Consider the following 13,769-nt stretch of genomic DNA (forward strand, 5'->3'; position numbering starts at 1 on the left):
ATACAGAAATCTACAAAAAAGCAGTTCAGATTTACTTCACAAACACCAACTTCCAAAACGAAAAGTAAAAAACCCACCCAGTAAATATAATTTACCCCACGCATTGCGTCGGTCATTTAGTTGATTGAAATATCCGATACCCCCATAGGAAAACTGAACAAAAAAAAGCCCGAGCGATGCTCGGGCCTTTTGTCCAGACCAATGTTTCAGGCGTCGGCTATTTCCAGCACCAATCGTCCACCGCACGGGCACTCGTCCATGTAGCGATGTGCATCAACGACGCGTTCGAACGGATACACCTTGATAATCTGCGGTGTCAGCAGCTTATCGGCAGTGAACTGGTTGATGTCGCGCAGGGCACGTTGCAGTGCCACCTGGTCCTGGGCGATGCCCAACTCCGGCTTGCCGGTAAAGTTGCCGATGCAATGCACAAAGAACTGAATGTTCTTCTGGAACGCCGCGCAGGCCGGGAATGGGGTCTGGTTGCCCCCTTGCAGGCCATAAAGCACCAGGCTGCCACGCGGAGCCAGGACATCACCGAGCAGCGACATCTGCGGGCCACCCAGGCCATCGAGGACCATGTCGACACCCCGGTTGTCGGTGTACTTGTTGACCTGCATGAGCAGGTCCTGCTCTTCGGTGACGATCACTTTGTCGGCACCCAGCGACAGCAGATAATCACGTTGATCGGCATCTTTGGTGGCCGCAAACACCTTCAGCCCCAAGGCCTTGCCCATCTGCACGAATGCAGGGCCGGCACAGTGGCTGGCATCGGTGACCAGTGCGGTTTGCCCGGCCTTGGCACGGGCCAGGTCGACAAAAGCGAAGTAGGCCATCAGCAGCGGCGTGTAGTGCACACTGGCTTCAATCGGCGTGAGGATATCCGGGTAGCGCGTGACAGCGTTGCGCGGCAGGACGATGACCTCGCCATATACCGGATGCTCGTTGGCATTGGCCGCCGGAAAGCTTGCAACCTTGTCACCCACCTCCAGATCGTCGATGCCCTCGCCCACGGCCATGACCACACCCGCCATCTCGTGGCCGATGCCGGCCGGCAGACGTACCTGGGAAGGTGCCAGGTTTTGCCGCCAGAGCACGTCGAACCAGCTGATGCCGATGGCCTGCACACGAATCTGCACCTCGCCGGCAGCAGGCTGCGGGGCGGCCTGCTCCTCGACTTTGAGCACCTCGGCCGGGCCGAACTTGTGGAAACGGATCATGCGGGACATCGCAAACCTCGCCTAGTGAACCTCTAATACCCTGAACTCTATCCGGGCTTTTGCCGTTAAACCATCAGTGGTCATTAATAGTCGACATGCCTGTCATTGATTGATGGTAGTACCCCACGCATCAAATTATGCGGTGCAGGGTAACAGTCTTTACCCTTAAGATTCACCCCTGCCCCAATCGTCCAGTGAAGCCGAGCCGATGAACCGTAACGACTTGCGTCGTGTCGACCTGAACCTGCTGATCGTCTTCGAGACGCTGATGCACGAGCGTAGCGTGACCCGCGCCGCCGAGAAGCTGTTCCTCGGTCAGCCGGCGATCAGCGCCGCCTTGTCGCGCCTGCGCAACCTGTTCGACGACCCGCTGTTTGTACGTACCGGCCGCAGCATGGAGCCCTCGGCGCGTGCCGTGGAGATTTTCGCCCTGCTTTCCCCGGCGCTGGACTCCATCTCCACCGCCGTCAGCCGCGCCGCCGACTTTGATCCGGCCACCAGCAACGCGGTGTTTCGCATTGGCCTGTCGGACGACGCCGAGTTTGCCCTGCTGCCGCAATTGCTCAAGCGCATCCGCGCAGAAGCCCCCGGCATCGTCCTGGTGGTACGCCGGGTCAATTACCTGCTGATGCCGGCATTACTGGCCAGCGGTGAAATTTCAGTCGGCGTCAGCTGGACCAACGACCTGCCGGCAAACGCCAAACGCAAGGTACTGCGCCGCAGCAAACCGAAAGTACTGCGTGCCGACAGCATGCCGGGGAGCCTGAGCCTGGATGACTTCTGCGCCCGGCCGCATGCGCTGGTGTCGTTTGCCGGCGACCTGGGCGGTTTCATGGACGAGATTCTGGAAAAACTCGGCCGCAAGCGCCATGTGGTGCTGGCCGTGCCGCAGTTCAACGGCCTGGGCAGCCTGCTGACCGGCACCGACATCGTCGCCACCGTGCCCGACTACACTGCCGAGGTGCTGACCGCCGCCGGCGGCCTGCGCGCCGAAGACCCGCCGCTTGAGGTGCAGAGCTTCGAATTGCACATGGCCTGGCGTGGGTCGCAGGACAATGATCCGGGTGAGCGCTGGTTGCGGTCGCGGATTCAGATGTTTTTCGGGGATCCGGACAGTCTTTGAGAAGACCTCTAGAAACGACCGCACCGCCCTTTAAACACGGAAATTAAGAGAGTTTTTAATCCAAGACCGTCCGTCAAATTCCACTGAAATCCAAGGATCATGGGGGCATAATTGGGGGCAAACCCCACTGATTTTGAAAGTGATGCCCCCACATGATACCCCCAGAGAAGGTCCCTGCTTTCAGGCGAAAACTCAGCGATGCTTTCGTCCGTTCCTTGACCGTACCTGGTAAATACGCGGACGGAGAAGTGCCTGGCCTTTACCTTGAGGTGAGGTCATCGCGGAAAAGTGGGAAACCCGTCTCCAAACACTGGCGACTGAAGTACCGGCTCCACGGCAAAGAGAACCGTTTCTCCATCGGCGCCTACCCTGAAATTGGCCTTAAGGATGCTCGTGAAATTGCCTTGGCTGCACGCCGCGATATCGCCAATAAGATCGACCCTCTGAAAGCCAAAATTGCCAAGATTGAGGCGAAGGCGCTCAATGAGGTGCGTACGTTCGAGTACGTTGCCGAGCAATGGCTGAACTTTAAGTCTGCGGGGTTGGTTAGCAAATCCCTCGCAGGTTTCCGGGGCGCATTGACTAACCATGTATTCCCATTCATAGGCAAGAAACCAGTTACCGAAATCAATCTAGAGCACATCAGCGCGATCCTAACCGCGCTTCGCAATCAAGGCACAATGGCCATGGCCAAACGTGTGCGCACTATCATCCGCGCCGTTCTCGGTTTCGCCGAAGGTCGAGGTTGGGTGGAGCGCAACGTTGCCCTCAGCAACATCGAGGAGCTCAAAATCAGGCACGTGGTGACCAGCAATCCGGCAATCGAAAAGCCGGCTGATCTCGCCAAGTTTCTACTTCGCTTGGATGACTGCGACAAGGGAAGCGTTTCTACTGCAATGCGCCTACTGGTCATACTGCCAGTGCGGCCTGGTGAACTGGCGACGATGCGATGGGAAGATGTCGATCTGGTCGGCGCTGACTGGCGTTATGTAGTCGGCAAGACCAAACACTTGAATAAGACCAAGCACATTGTTCCTTTGCCGGAACAAGCCTTGGTTCTGCTGCGAGAGCTTCGGAAAACCTGTGTGGTGGATGAGCAAGGAAAGGGTTGGGTGTTCACTTCGCCGGTCTACCCTGGCCGACCAATTAATCCGACTTCGATGCTCAAGTCCTTCCAACGCATCTGGCCGGAGTACAACATCACCGCTCACGGCTTTCGCGCTACCTACCGGACTATAGCGCATGAACACTTGGGCATTGACCCGGTCGTGCTGGAACTATCATTATCGCACCGGATGCCTGGCACACTGGGCGCAGTGTATGCACGTGCCCAACTCCTCAGCCAGCGTCGGGAGGCCTCGCAATTATGGGCGGACTACTTGGACCAACTGCGCCAATAGAGAGTGGAACCCTGTCGATTTACGCCGCACTGGCGCATCAATGATGTGAGGCCTTGGCGTCACCTTGGATATTATCGACCGTTGCCAGAATCACCTGCAGGGTAGTTGCAAAGTGCGCCGCCACTACCTACGCCATGATTATCCAATGGAAAAGGCTGAAGCGTGGCACCTTTTGGGTAATCGAATTGAGGCAATTTTGAGCTCTGCCGATGTGAACCAACCGAACACGGTTGAGCACTCCACATCAGCCGCCAATCCAATAACTTCCACCATAAGCAACTAAACTAGTCATAACGATCATACGGAGCGTTGTGATGAACACGTCTGAGTTCAAGCTTTTTGTGGAAAATGAACGCAAAAAACTATTGGCGAATCAGAATTTCAGCAGAGCCAAAGAGGTGGGGAAACGAAAACCAGGTCATCCGCCTGTACGACTTAGGAATTGGCTCTGTACCCGGGCATTCACCGCCGCTCTAGGTGTTGAAATTCTAGTAAGAGACGGTCAGACCTACGCTCAGGCAATTGCTACGATTTCGGGGATATTCCACTACAGCACGCGCCAAGTCGAGCGCTTCAGGAGGAAAGCAAGATCCATTCACGTCGTAGGTCAGCCGATGGCATCTTGGAAACCTCTGGAGAATTACCAGCCTTGGTCCGCCCATCCGTTTCCACCCGCCACCACAAAAACCCCACAACAGACGCGCCCAAACGAAGTCGACGGTGAGCAACCCTAATTGATGTCGGTGCCAAACATAGAATCTGCGCCGTAAATGTATAGCCAGACCTTCAAAGAACGCTCGTAAGAGCTAAGGAGCTGGCCATGTCACAATCTACCCCTCTCTCCCGCCGTATCCTTCGACTGCCTGAAGTCATGGCCACCGTTGGCTTTGGTCGCGCCCATATCTACAACCTGATGGCAACTGGACGCTTCCCCCAAGCCAAGCGAATTGGAGTCAGGGCCGTAGGCTGGGATTCGTGGGAAATCGAGGTCTGGATTGCGCAACATCTGGAGGGCTAAAAAAAATGGCCCACCAAAAGCACATAAAACCAGCAAGCCACTCCCTTTCGTGCAAATGGAAGTCCGAGCGCTCTGCCCCACCAAGCCTCCATGAAGTTTTCGATGCTATCGAGCACGATGATGCCCCTTTGGACCAACAACGGCAGGCAATCATGCGCCTCTATCAGTTGATATTGGATGCCTATCAGGCTGAATCGTTAGCCCTTCTTGACCTGCCTGATGAAGCAGTCGCCCTGGGCTTCCTCGACACCGTCGACGCGCTGGCAGTCGCCCCCATTTTCGAAGACGACACCACCCAATATCAGGGCGCATTGTTAGCCGCCCGCAAAGTCGTTGGGCTGATAAATGCAGGCCATGTAACGTTTCGAGTCAGTTCGGAGTGGGCCTGACCATGGACGACATATTCGCCTTTCTCGACGTAATGCAAGCCACGTTTGGTCGGCTGGATTTTTTACCTGTAGCAGACGGAAAAATTCACCGTTTTCACGTTCCCGGCGACCGGCATGGAAGCAAAAATGGCGTCTATCAGCTTTTCCCTGAAGGCATCGTCTCGGGTTGGTACGGCAGCTGGAGAGATGCGGGCAACTGGCACAACTGGAGCAGTCGCCAGCCGGCCAATCCAATTGAAGCCGAGCTGATGCGTCAGCGCAGTGAGCAGGTCAACCACCTGCGGGATGCAGACCTCAAAAAAAAGCACCAAGAGACCGCCGAAAACGCTCAACGAATATGGCGGGATGCTTGTCCCGCCGACCCCAATCATCCCTATTTGGTCGCCAAGGGATGCCAACCGCATGACCTACGTCAGATGGGGCCCATGTTGCTGGTGCCGCTGTACCACGAAGGGCAACTGGTGAACCTGCAACGCATCTTCCCGAACGGCTCCAAGTGGTTCCTTGAGGGCGGCATGGTCAAGGGGTGCTATTCACCTATCGGCCATCCGATACCGGGCCAGACGCTGACCATCTGCGAAGGCTGGGCTACCGGCGCCACCATCCACGAGGAAACCGACACCGCCGTGGCTTGTGCCATGAACTGCGGCAACCTCTTGGCCGCAGGTGAAAACCTGCGCCGGCTCTACCCCGAAGCAGTGCTGATTATTGCCGGCGACGACGACCGTTTGACCGAAGGCAATCCGGGACGGACAGCAGCGACGAAGGCCGCCACCGCACTCGGTTGCGGACGGGTGCTGCCCCAATGGTCGGATGATGCGCCGCTGGAATTTAGTGATTTCAACGACTTACGCCAATATCGGAGGGCTCAGCTATGACCGCGCCATTGGTTACAGCTCCGTCCTACCCGGAGCCAGTTCCGCTACTGCCCAACCCCGCGCCGCCGATATCCTATCCTATCGACTCATTGCCGGAACTGATGCAGGCTGCTGCAAGGTCCATTGCAGAGCATGTACAAGCCCCGATGGCCTTGGCTGGGCAGTGCGTCATTGCTGCGGCAACGCACCTGGCACAGACCCGAGTGAATGCCCCTGATATTCACAACCCGCACGGTATGCCGTGCTCTCTGTTCATGCTATCGCTGGGCTGCTCCGGCGACCGGAAGAGCTCCTGTCGCAAACTGGCATTCAAAATTATTGATCAGGCAGAACGAGAGGCACGAATCCGACATCGCCAACTCTGCGAGGAGCTAAAGGCTGAAGCTGACATGTACAAGGGCAAGAAACGCGATGAGTTTCTGAGTACCCATCCAGTGCCATTAGACCCACGCACGCAGTTCGCTGATGCGACGTACGAGCCCATTGTAGGAGGCTTCATACGGGGCAACTCGACCGCCTCATGGGACACCGATGAAGGCGGCCAGGTGCTAGGGGGCTACTCCCTCAATGAACGTTCCGACACCCGAGCAGCGACCATCGGCGGACTGTCCAGGGGGCATGACACTGGCATCTTCGAGCGTACCCGCGCGCACGGCAATCTGGAGGGTTCAGGCTTCGCATATAACCGGCGGCTGAGCATCCACTTAATGGCCCAGCCTGTCACCGTAGCGAAAGCCCTGGCCGATCCCTTGCTGATAGGGCAAGGCTTTTTGCCGCGAGTCCTGTTCGCCAGTCCTGACAGCCTCGCAGGCACGCGCCACCTGACCATCAAAGCGCTGAGAAGCAAAATTTGGGAAAACCCGCACCTGCAAAGTTTCTGGGCGCGCTGTGAGGAACTTATTTCAAGCAAGGAATATATCGACCCAGAAACCGGCGAAGTAACCCCCCCCGTGTTGAGGTTAACCAATGAAGCTGAACTGGTATGGCTGGACTTCTACAACGAAGTGGAAAGCGAGCAAGGGCCATTGGGACGATTCTCAGGCCTGCGGCCGTTCGCTGGCCGTGCCCCGGAACTTGCTCGTCGAGTATCTGCAGTCTTTGCGTGCTTCGAAGGTGCAAATGTGATCGACTGCAAGTGTATACGCCATGCCTGTGAAATTGTTCGTTACTCACTGATGGAATGGCTGCGTTACACCGAATCCAATTCGATTAACCCAGAGTTGCAGCAAGCCGCCGATCTGCTGGTTTGGTTGCGTAATCCGGAGCGCGTCTTACATTGGCGTGAATTCACCCTGGACAGGCTAGGTAAATCAGGCCCCCAGTTGGTGCGAAAGGCTACGAAACGCGATCAACTAATTGCCATATTACTTAAATACTCCAATTTGTTGCCGGGCAATGGGGACAAGACATTCAAAATCAACCCCCGATTACTTGCGGATTCTGCGGATCCCGAGGAAAGGCCCAAGATACATGGTATTAAGGTTGCGGAGAAAGTGCGGGAAAGTGCGGAAAATCTGCGGAGTGAAGCAACGCCGGTAAAAAATCCGCAACTCTCCGCAAAATTTCCGCAAAACGGCACCCCTGCCAAGCCTGGTTTTCCGCAGAATCCGCGAGATCCGCAGGCCCCTCACATATCAGAAGCTGATAACGAAGGTGGTATGCACTTCACGGGGGAGATATGACCGCCTTCGAGGTGCTGGCACTGGCTAAGGCCGAAGGCATGGTGTTGACCCTGAATGGCGAGCTTCTGACTTGGAAGGCCGATCATCTGCCACCTCATGAATTACTTACGGAGATGAGATCGCATCGACAGGAAATCATCGAGTCGTTAGCGGCAACAGAGCAAGCATGGCTGGCGGATGTCGCCCGCCTGCTGGCATGTTCGCCGGCTTACCTGATCTCATTCAACTTCATTGACCGGTACGACCTGTCCGAGCAATACGACACGCTCCCGGCATTCGCTGCGCATCTAATCCTCAGTCATCCGAGATGGCCGCCACCGCAAGAACTGAAACGATTGGCACTCAAGCCGTATAAAAATGAACCCCAATACCTTCATCGAAGCACGACAATAGCCGATCCTCAGTGGTGTCAAGCACATGACCTTTATATAGGCCACCTAATGAGCTGCCGGAGTTGTCATGCGCCGACAAACCGTTACTGCACCACTGGTGCCGAATTGCGCGACCAATACAACGCCGCATCTTGAACGGTTGTGGTACTTACAACTGGATCATATGTAATAGGACAGGGATTACCCAATCCAGCTACGCAAGCTCATGAAGTCATAAGTAGCGTAGCCATATTTTCAGCATGTGATGACTAGGGTCGAAACTGCCGACCGATATTGACCCCATAAAGCCATGTTAGACCGCCAGCACTGTCGGGGATGTTGTGGCGGCTTTGCTAAAAGGCCGCCTTCAATCCGCGCCTATTGCCGATAAAGTAGTGCCGGCATTCGTGATGAACAGCAACACCAATCACCCAAAATTCGACATATCCCCCGAATCTTCTTACCTCAACAAACAAGGCATAGCTCTGGTACTCCCCTTCAAACTGTCTACGCTTTCCTAACTCGCGTTGACTGTCAGCTGATGACAACAATGAGCCAGGAGACCACAGATGTCCAAATCGCGTTTTGCCGTGCAAATACTGGGTATATGCATTGCAGCCGGTGCAAATGCTGAAGACACCCTGCGCTTGCGGAACGTCAACCTGGAAGACCGGGCCAATGGAATGTTAGCCCTAATGTCATATGCCATGACCCCCGATCTCACCTCAAGCTCCCTGAGTATCAATGACAACAGCGCCGGCAACCCTAGCCTCACACTGACCCAGGCGGGTGGCGGTGCCACGTTAAGCAAGGAAACGCCGCTCTATCTGGAGGGCGCGCTTGCCTACAGCCGTTATGATCCGCGCTTTGTTGCAACGGATGGTGAACAAACCCAAACCATTCCAGTTAAATGGAACTCAATTTCCGCTACTGGTGGTGTGGGGTGGGATTTCTCGCTAACGGACGAATTGGCGTTACGCCCGATCTTCAACTTTGCAGCGGGCTATTTGACCAGCGATATCAATGCCGCACGCTTGTTCATCAACCGTCGCTTTGATCGTGATATAGAGTTTCTCGACAACGGTCATATGACTGCCGTAGGCCTGGGCGGTGCGCTGATGCTGGATCTTGAGCGCGTACGTCCCAATTACGAACTCGATGTCGAATTGCGTTACAGCTACATGAATCTGCAGAACGTCGGAGGAAAAAACGATATCGATGGGCAAGCTATTGCTGACTCCCTCAACCTTTACACGCGGTGGCGCGCACCCACCGGCTTGATAGCTTTGCAGCGTCCGCTTCGCTATGTGGTGGAGGTTTCTCACTCAGAATATCTGGGGGATCAACGTGGCGTGTTGGGGTTTGATCGACTTTCAACGATAGGGCTGGGCCTTGAATTGGATTCCAGCGCTTACAACGTCTTTGTCACCCGCACACGGCTTGTGGTCAGGCATGTGATGGGCGACCACGTTTCGGGAGTTTCGGTGGGATTGGCATGTAGCTTTTGAGCATACCAATCCACATTGACCGATGATTTAGCTATGAATGACCCGACTTCGACCCACTAAGGTTGGATCCCGGACGGAAATGCCTGACTTCCTAGTGCTTTACCATCCACGGTCTTGCCGTAGTAGCCTTGATCCGCGCCATGGAATGCTTTTGCGGTACTACTCAAGTCGCCATTGAAGCGTGGATCTTGTGGACGTTCGCGGCTGTTGATAAAGGCTGCTACATCCCATGCCTCCTGGACACTCAGTTGCACCCCTTTTCCTAGTGGCATGTTCTCGAAGATGAAAGTGGCGGCCGTATTGACGCGATGCATGCCCGCCCCCCAATTGTAAGACTGCGCTCCCCACAGCGCCGGGAGCACAGGCACGTCAGCCATTTCGCGCCCCTGCCCCTGATCTCCATGGCATACCGCACAGTATTGGCTGTAGACCTGTTGGCCACGTGACGGAGAGGCGTCCTCGGGTGGACGCGCCAAGGTAGCGAATGCACGGCCCGGCATGTGTTCGCGCCCGGCCATCTTGACGCGTCCTGCCAAGGGCCCTGGCAGGACGAAAGACTCATCGTTTCCGCCCAGTTGCAGGTGTTTGTCGTCAAGCTCTGGCACCGGCTTATCTTGCATGCCAAACATATCCAGCAAGCCGCCCATCAGCAGCCAATACGAATAGGCAGACATGGCAACCAACTCCGGTGAGTCCAGGGCTGGCGCCTTTCCATTCATCGAGTAGTTGAAGCAACCTTGGATGCGCTCGGCAAAGTTGTTCACTCGATTATCTTTTTTGCGAAACGCGGGGTAAGCCAAGTAAGCGGCCCACATGGGCGCGGCGTAGGCTTTGGTACCGGCGTCCAAGTGGCAGTTGGTGCAATTGAGGGTGTTGCCCACATAGCGCCCTTTAAGTTGCTGGGTATTAACGAACAGCTCATAACCTTTGCGTACTTTGTCACCAAAGGCACCACTCGGGATGCGTGATAGGTCACGGGGCGTGAAGTAGTGCTCGTCAGCTGCCTTGGGCTGCGTGGCGATCTCTTCTTGCATGTCCGGATAGACCGCCTGCGCCAGGTTCGGTAGTGCGCACCAGAGCAATATCATCGGCCAGATTCTGTTCGATCTCATGTCTGCTTCCTCACTGAATCGCAGCTAAGTAACGGCCAAGCGCCTGGATATCTTCTGCACTCAGTCGTTTTGCGATAGCGGCCATCATGTTGCCGGGGTCGCCTTTGCGCTCACCTTTCTGCCAAGCCAGCAACTGCGCACTGACATAATCCGCCTGCTGGCCGGCCAAGCGTGGGAAAGGCCCGCCCCCTACGGCCGACGGACCGTGGCAGCTGTAACAAGCGGGAATCCCTCGCGTTATGTCGCCTTGATAATAAAGTCGCTCAGCTGCAGACCCGGCTTGAAGCTGGCCGCGCACGTGCAGCTCAGGCAGTTTGCCTTGGGACGCAAAATAGGTAGCGACGGGTCTGCGCAATTGCAGGTCGGTATAAGCTTGCGCCATCGGTGTCATCAGCGGATTGCTGCGTTGTCCGGAAATGAAGTGGTCGATCTGAGCCTCGATGTACTGCGTCGACAATCCGGCAAGCATGGGGCCCTGGGTGGTGCCCTGACCACGCTCCCCATGGCAAGCGAAACAAGGCTGCGCTTCACGTGGAGCTTGTTCCTGTGCCCAAACCATGCCTGCGAGCCCCGCGTCCAGCACCATTAGCGCTGCGGCCATTCTCACACTGCGCATCGAGCACCTCCCAGATCATCCATTCGATCAAGACTGCCAATAGCATAGGCGAGTAATCCGGAGCGGCTAGCCACTGCGCAGGGCTGGTTACTCGTTAGATTTTTGTCTGCCAATTAGGTCCGGAGACGATCTATCAAACTCCGAATTGCTGTCATGAAATGAGAAATGAAACGCATATTCCTCACACAAAAGTGGAACTCACCGCGATAGCTACTAGGCTGTTTCTAGTCATAGCCGGGCTGGGCGCACCTTTACACGGCTGTTCTTGAGTATTTCGAGACGATACCTAAAACCATTGGGCGCCCATGAACTGGAAGTGCTGTGAATTTTACACTTAGCAGGGGATGCTTGATGGGTAACATTTGTGCACGAACCGCGCGGATGTGGTGTGCGGCCATTTTCAGCTCAGGGCTTTGGCTGTTAAGTCCTGACTCGAACGCCGGTGGTCTCTTCATCTACGAAGCCGGCCAGGAAGGCGCCGGACTAGCTAATGCGGGCTCTGCCGCACTCGCAACCGATCCCAGTGTACTAATGAGCAACCCAGCTGGAATTACCGAACTCAAGGGCACACAGGTCAGTGCCAATGCCCAGGTGATCCTCGGCCACATGCGTTTTTCTCGTGACGACAGCAACCAGTTCGACGGCAACGAGGGCGGTAATGCCCTACAGTGGCTGCCGGGCGCGAGCTTGTTCATCAGCCACCAGATCGACGATCGTTCGGCCGTCGGCTTTGGCATGTACGGTAACTTTGGCCTGGCGCTGAACTACGACGATGACTGGGCTGGCCGTTACTTCAGCCAAGAGACAGCCGTTATCGGGGTTTCCTTTCAGCCAACCATCGCCCATCAGTTCACCGACCAACTTTCAGTCGGTATCGGCCCACGTATTCTCTACGGTTATTACCGAACTGAAGTGGCCATCAACAACAACTTGCTCGGTCTGCGTGATAGTCCGGACGGGCAACTGGAATACAAAGACACTGATGTAGGCACCGGGATCAACCTCGGCTTGCTCTACAAGTTGGATGAGAGCACCAAAATAGGTTTGTCGTACACCAGCAAGGTGAAGTTGGAGTTTGAAGATAGCCCTGACGTACGCAAAGTCAGCAACCCGATCATCAATGCCGCTCTGCGTCGACTGGATGCCGACTCGTTGGAGCTGGACATGAATGTCCCCCAGACTGTGCTGCTTAGCGTGGCACATCAGCTCGACCCGCAATGGAAGCTACTAGGCAGCCTGGGCTGGCAAGACTGGAGCGACTTCGGCGAGATAGGCGTGGAAGTGGATGCCAATGCCGGCGGCGTAGATCGCACCATTGACCGCCAGTACAAAGACACTTGGCATGCATCGATCGGTGCGCAGTATCAAGCCACTAAGCAAATTCGCTGGAGTATGGGTCTAGGCTACGACAGCTCTGCGGTAGACGACAAAGATCGCACCGTCGACAACCCCATGGGCGAAGCTTGGCGCTTCGCGACCGGGGTCAATTACCAGCTTGAAGAAGGTCTCGATCTGCACTTGGCTTATACCCTCGTGTGGTTGGGTGACATGGACGACGAACAGACTAAGTCGCGTTCGGGGACCACACTCTCCGGAACATACAAGGATGCCGCCCTACATATCGTAGGCGGCGGTGCGACTTGGCGCTTTTGACTCGGACCACCGTGTCACGACCTGAAGCTGAACTGAATTGACCACAAGGAGTTCCACCATGAAGTTGAAGCCGCTAGCGGTCGTATTGTGCCTGGCCACTGTAGGGATTACGGGGTGCACCAGCAAATACGTAGCGCCCGAGGAATACTCGGGCTTCCTCAAAAATTATCAAGCGCTCAAGGAAGAGAAGTCGCCCACTGGTGGGGCGGTGATGCGCTGGATCAAGCCGGGGGTGAACGCAAACCAGTTCACCAGCATCTATGTTGAACCAAGCCAGCTCTATCCAAAACCACAACCAACCGAAAAGGTGCCGCAGAAAACACTAAACGGCATCACCAATTATTACGATCAAGTGCTTCAAACACAGTTTGCCAAAGAGTTGCCGCTTGCCAGCGGCCCCGGCCCCAAAGTGCTGGTGGTACGTCCGGCAATCACTGCAGTAAGCGCCAAAACCAAAGGCCTGCAACCATATGAGGTGATCCCAATTGCCCTGGTAGCCGCCGGTGTCAGCTATGCAACCGGTATCCGCGATCAGGACACCAGCCTCGCCACCGAAGCGGCTTTCATAGATGGCAGCAATAACGAAGTGGTCGCCCAAGTGGTACGAAAAGGCGCAGGCGCCGAGTTGGACAACTCCTCCCAAGTCATGACAGCCAACGATGCCAAAGCTGTTCTCGATGGCTGGGCACGTGACATGGCGAAATCTTTTGAGATGCTTAAGAAGTAGATACCAATTACTGGCCAACCATAGGCCGCCAGTATCTGCTTCAGGATGAATAGCACGTTGGAATGCATAACG

Annotated in this window: 14 protein-coding genes and 1 pseudogene; 12 read left to right on the forward strand and 3 right to left on the reverse strand. The window is 55.6% G+C overall.

Annotated elements, in window-relative coordinates; genetic code table 11:
• Positions 1 to 206 precede the first annotated feature (206 nt).
• Positions 207 to 1,229 (reverse strand): zinc-dependent alcohol dehydrogenase family protein, encoded by a 1,023-nt coding sequence (locus DM813_RS23025; RefSeq protein WP_128325703.1) that lies wholly within the window; start codon positions 1,227 to 1,229, stop codon positions 207 to 209.
• Positions 1,230 to 1,428: 199 nt separating this feature from the next.
• On the opposite strand from DM813_RS23025, the gene DM813_RS23030 reads away from it, so the two are divergent.
• The 10 genes and pseudogenes from DM813_RS23030 (at position 1,429) to DM813_RS23075 (ending at position 9,589) form a co-directional block, all read left to right on the forward strand.
• The gene (locus tag DM813_RS23030; RefSeq protein WP_128325704.1) at positions 1,429 to 2,343 is read left to right on the forward strand and encodes a LysR family transcriptional regulator; all 915 of its coding nucleotides are present in this window, start codon (positions 1,429 to 1,431) and stop codon (positions 2,341 to 2,343) included.
• A gap of 152 nt (positions 2,344 to 2,495) precedes the next feature.
• Entirely contained in the window at positions 2,496 to 3,743 is a 1,248-nt protein-coding gene (locus tag DM813_RS23035) for a tyrosine-type recombinase/integrase (protein WP_431312003.1), read from the forward strand.
• Position 3,744: 1 nt separating this feature from the next.
• Positions 3,745 to 4,026, forward strand: a pseudogene (locus DM813_RS28705) (hypothetical protein); the annotation flags it as partial.
• Between the two features lie 31 nt (positions 4,027 to 4,057).
• Positions 4,058 to 4,477, forward strand: coding sequence for a hypothetical protein (locus tag DM813_RS23045; RefSeq protein WP_128325705.1), 420 nt, complete (start codon positions 4,058 to 4,060; stop codon positions 4,475 to 4,477).
• 86 nt (positions 4,478 to 4,563) lie between these two features.
• Entirely contained in the window at positions 4,564 to 4,761 is a 198-nt protein-coding gene (locus DM813_RS23050) for an AlpA family transcriptional regulator (RefSeq protein ID WP_128325706.1), read from the forward strand.
• Positions 4,762 to 4,766: 5 nt separating this feature from the next.
• Positions 4,767 to 5,150, forward strand: coding sequence for a hypothetical protein (locus tag DM813_RS23055; RefSeq protein WP_128325707.1), 384 nt, complete (start codon positions 4,767 to 4,769; stop codon positions 5,148 to 5,150).
• A 2-nt stretch (positions 5,151 to 5,152) separates the two neighbouring features.
• Positions 5,153 to 6,028 carry a toprim domain-containing protein gene (locus tag DM813_RS23060; protein ID WP_128325708.1) on the forward strand — a complete coding sequence of 292 codons (876 nt, stop codon included), beginning with the start codon at positions 5,153 to 5,155 and terminating at the stop codon, positions 6,026 to 6,028.
• Complete coding sequence (locus tag DM813_RS23065) at positions 6,025 to 7,710, forward strand: DUF3987 domain-containing protein (protein ID WP_128325709.1); 1,686 nt, start codon at positions 6,025 to 6,027, stop codon at positions 7,708 to 7,710. Before DM813_RS23060 ends, DM813_RS23065 begins: the two co-directional genes overlap by 4 nt.
• Positions 7,707 to 8,237 carry a hypothetical protein gene (locus DM813_RS23070; protein ID WP_128325710.1) on the forward strand — a complete coding sequence of 177 codons (531 nt, stop codon included), beginning with the start codon at positions 7,707 to 7,709 and terminating at the stop codon, positions 8,235 to 8,237. The genes DM813_RS23065 and DM813_RS23070 overlap by 4 nt, the downstream gene beginning before the upstream one ends.
• Positions 8,238 to 8,650: 413 nt before the next feature.
• Positions 8,651 to 9,589, forward strand: coding sequence for an autotransporter domain-containing protein (locus DM813_RS23075; protein WP_128325711.1), 939 nt, complete (start codon positions 8,651 to 8,653; stop codon positions 9,587 to 9,589).
• 56 nt (positions 9,590 to 9,645) lie between these two features.
• On the opposite strand, the gene DM813_RS23080 is transcribed toward DM813_RS23075, so the two are convergent.
• Both DM813_RS23080 and DM813_RS23085 read right to left on the reverse strand, forming a co-directional pair.
• Entirely contained in the window at positions 9,646 to 10,701 is a 1,056-nt protein-coding gene (locus tag DM813_RS23080; protein WP_128325712.1) for a c-type cytochrome, read from the reverse strand.
• 10 nt (positions 10,702 to 10,711) lie between these two features.
• Positions 10,712 to 11,317 carry a c-type cytochrome gene (locus DM813_RS23085; protein ID WP_232239551.1) on the reverse strand — a complete coding sequence of 202 codons (606 nt, stop codon included), beginning with the start codon at positions 11,315 to 11,317 and terminating at the stop codon, positions 10,712 to 10,714.
• Between the two features lie 381 nt (positions 11,318 to 11,698).
• Here DM813_RS23085 and DM813_RS23090 point away from each other — a divergent pair, with 381 nt between their 5' ends.
• Positions 11,699 to 12,970, forward strand: a complete 1,272-nt coding sequence (locus DM813_RS23090) for an OmpP1/FadL family transporter (protein ID WP_128325819.1) — start codon at positions 11,699 to 11,701, stop codon at positions 12,968 to 12,970.
• Positions 12,971 to 13,028: 58 nt separating this feature from the next.
• Entirely contained in the window at positions 13,029 to 13,697 is a 669-nt protein-coding gene (locus DM813_RS23095) for a DUF3313 domain-containing protein (protein WP_128325713.1), read from the forward strand.
• Positions 13,698 to 13,769 lie beyond the last annotated feature (72 nt).

The sequence above is a fragment of the Pseudomonas alkylphenolica genome, from assembly GCF_004025535.1.
Lineage (GTDB): Bacteria > Pseudomonadota > Gammaproteobacteria > Pseudomonadales > Pseudomonadaceae > Aquipseudomonas > Aquipseudomonas alkylphenolica_A.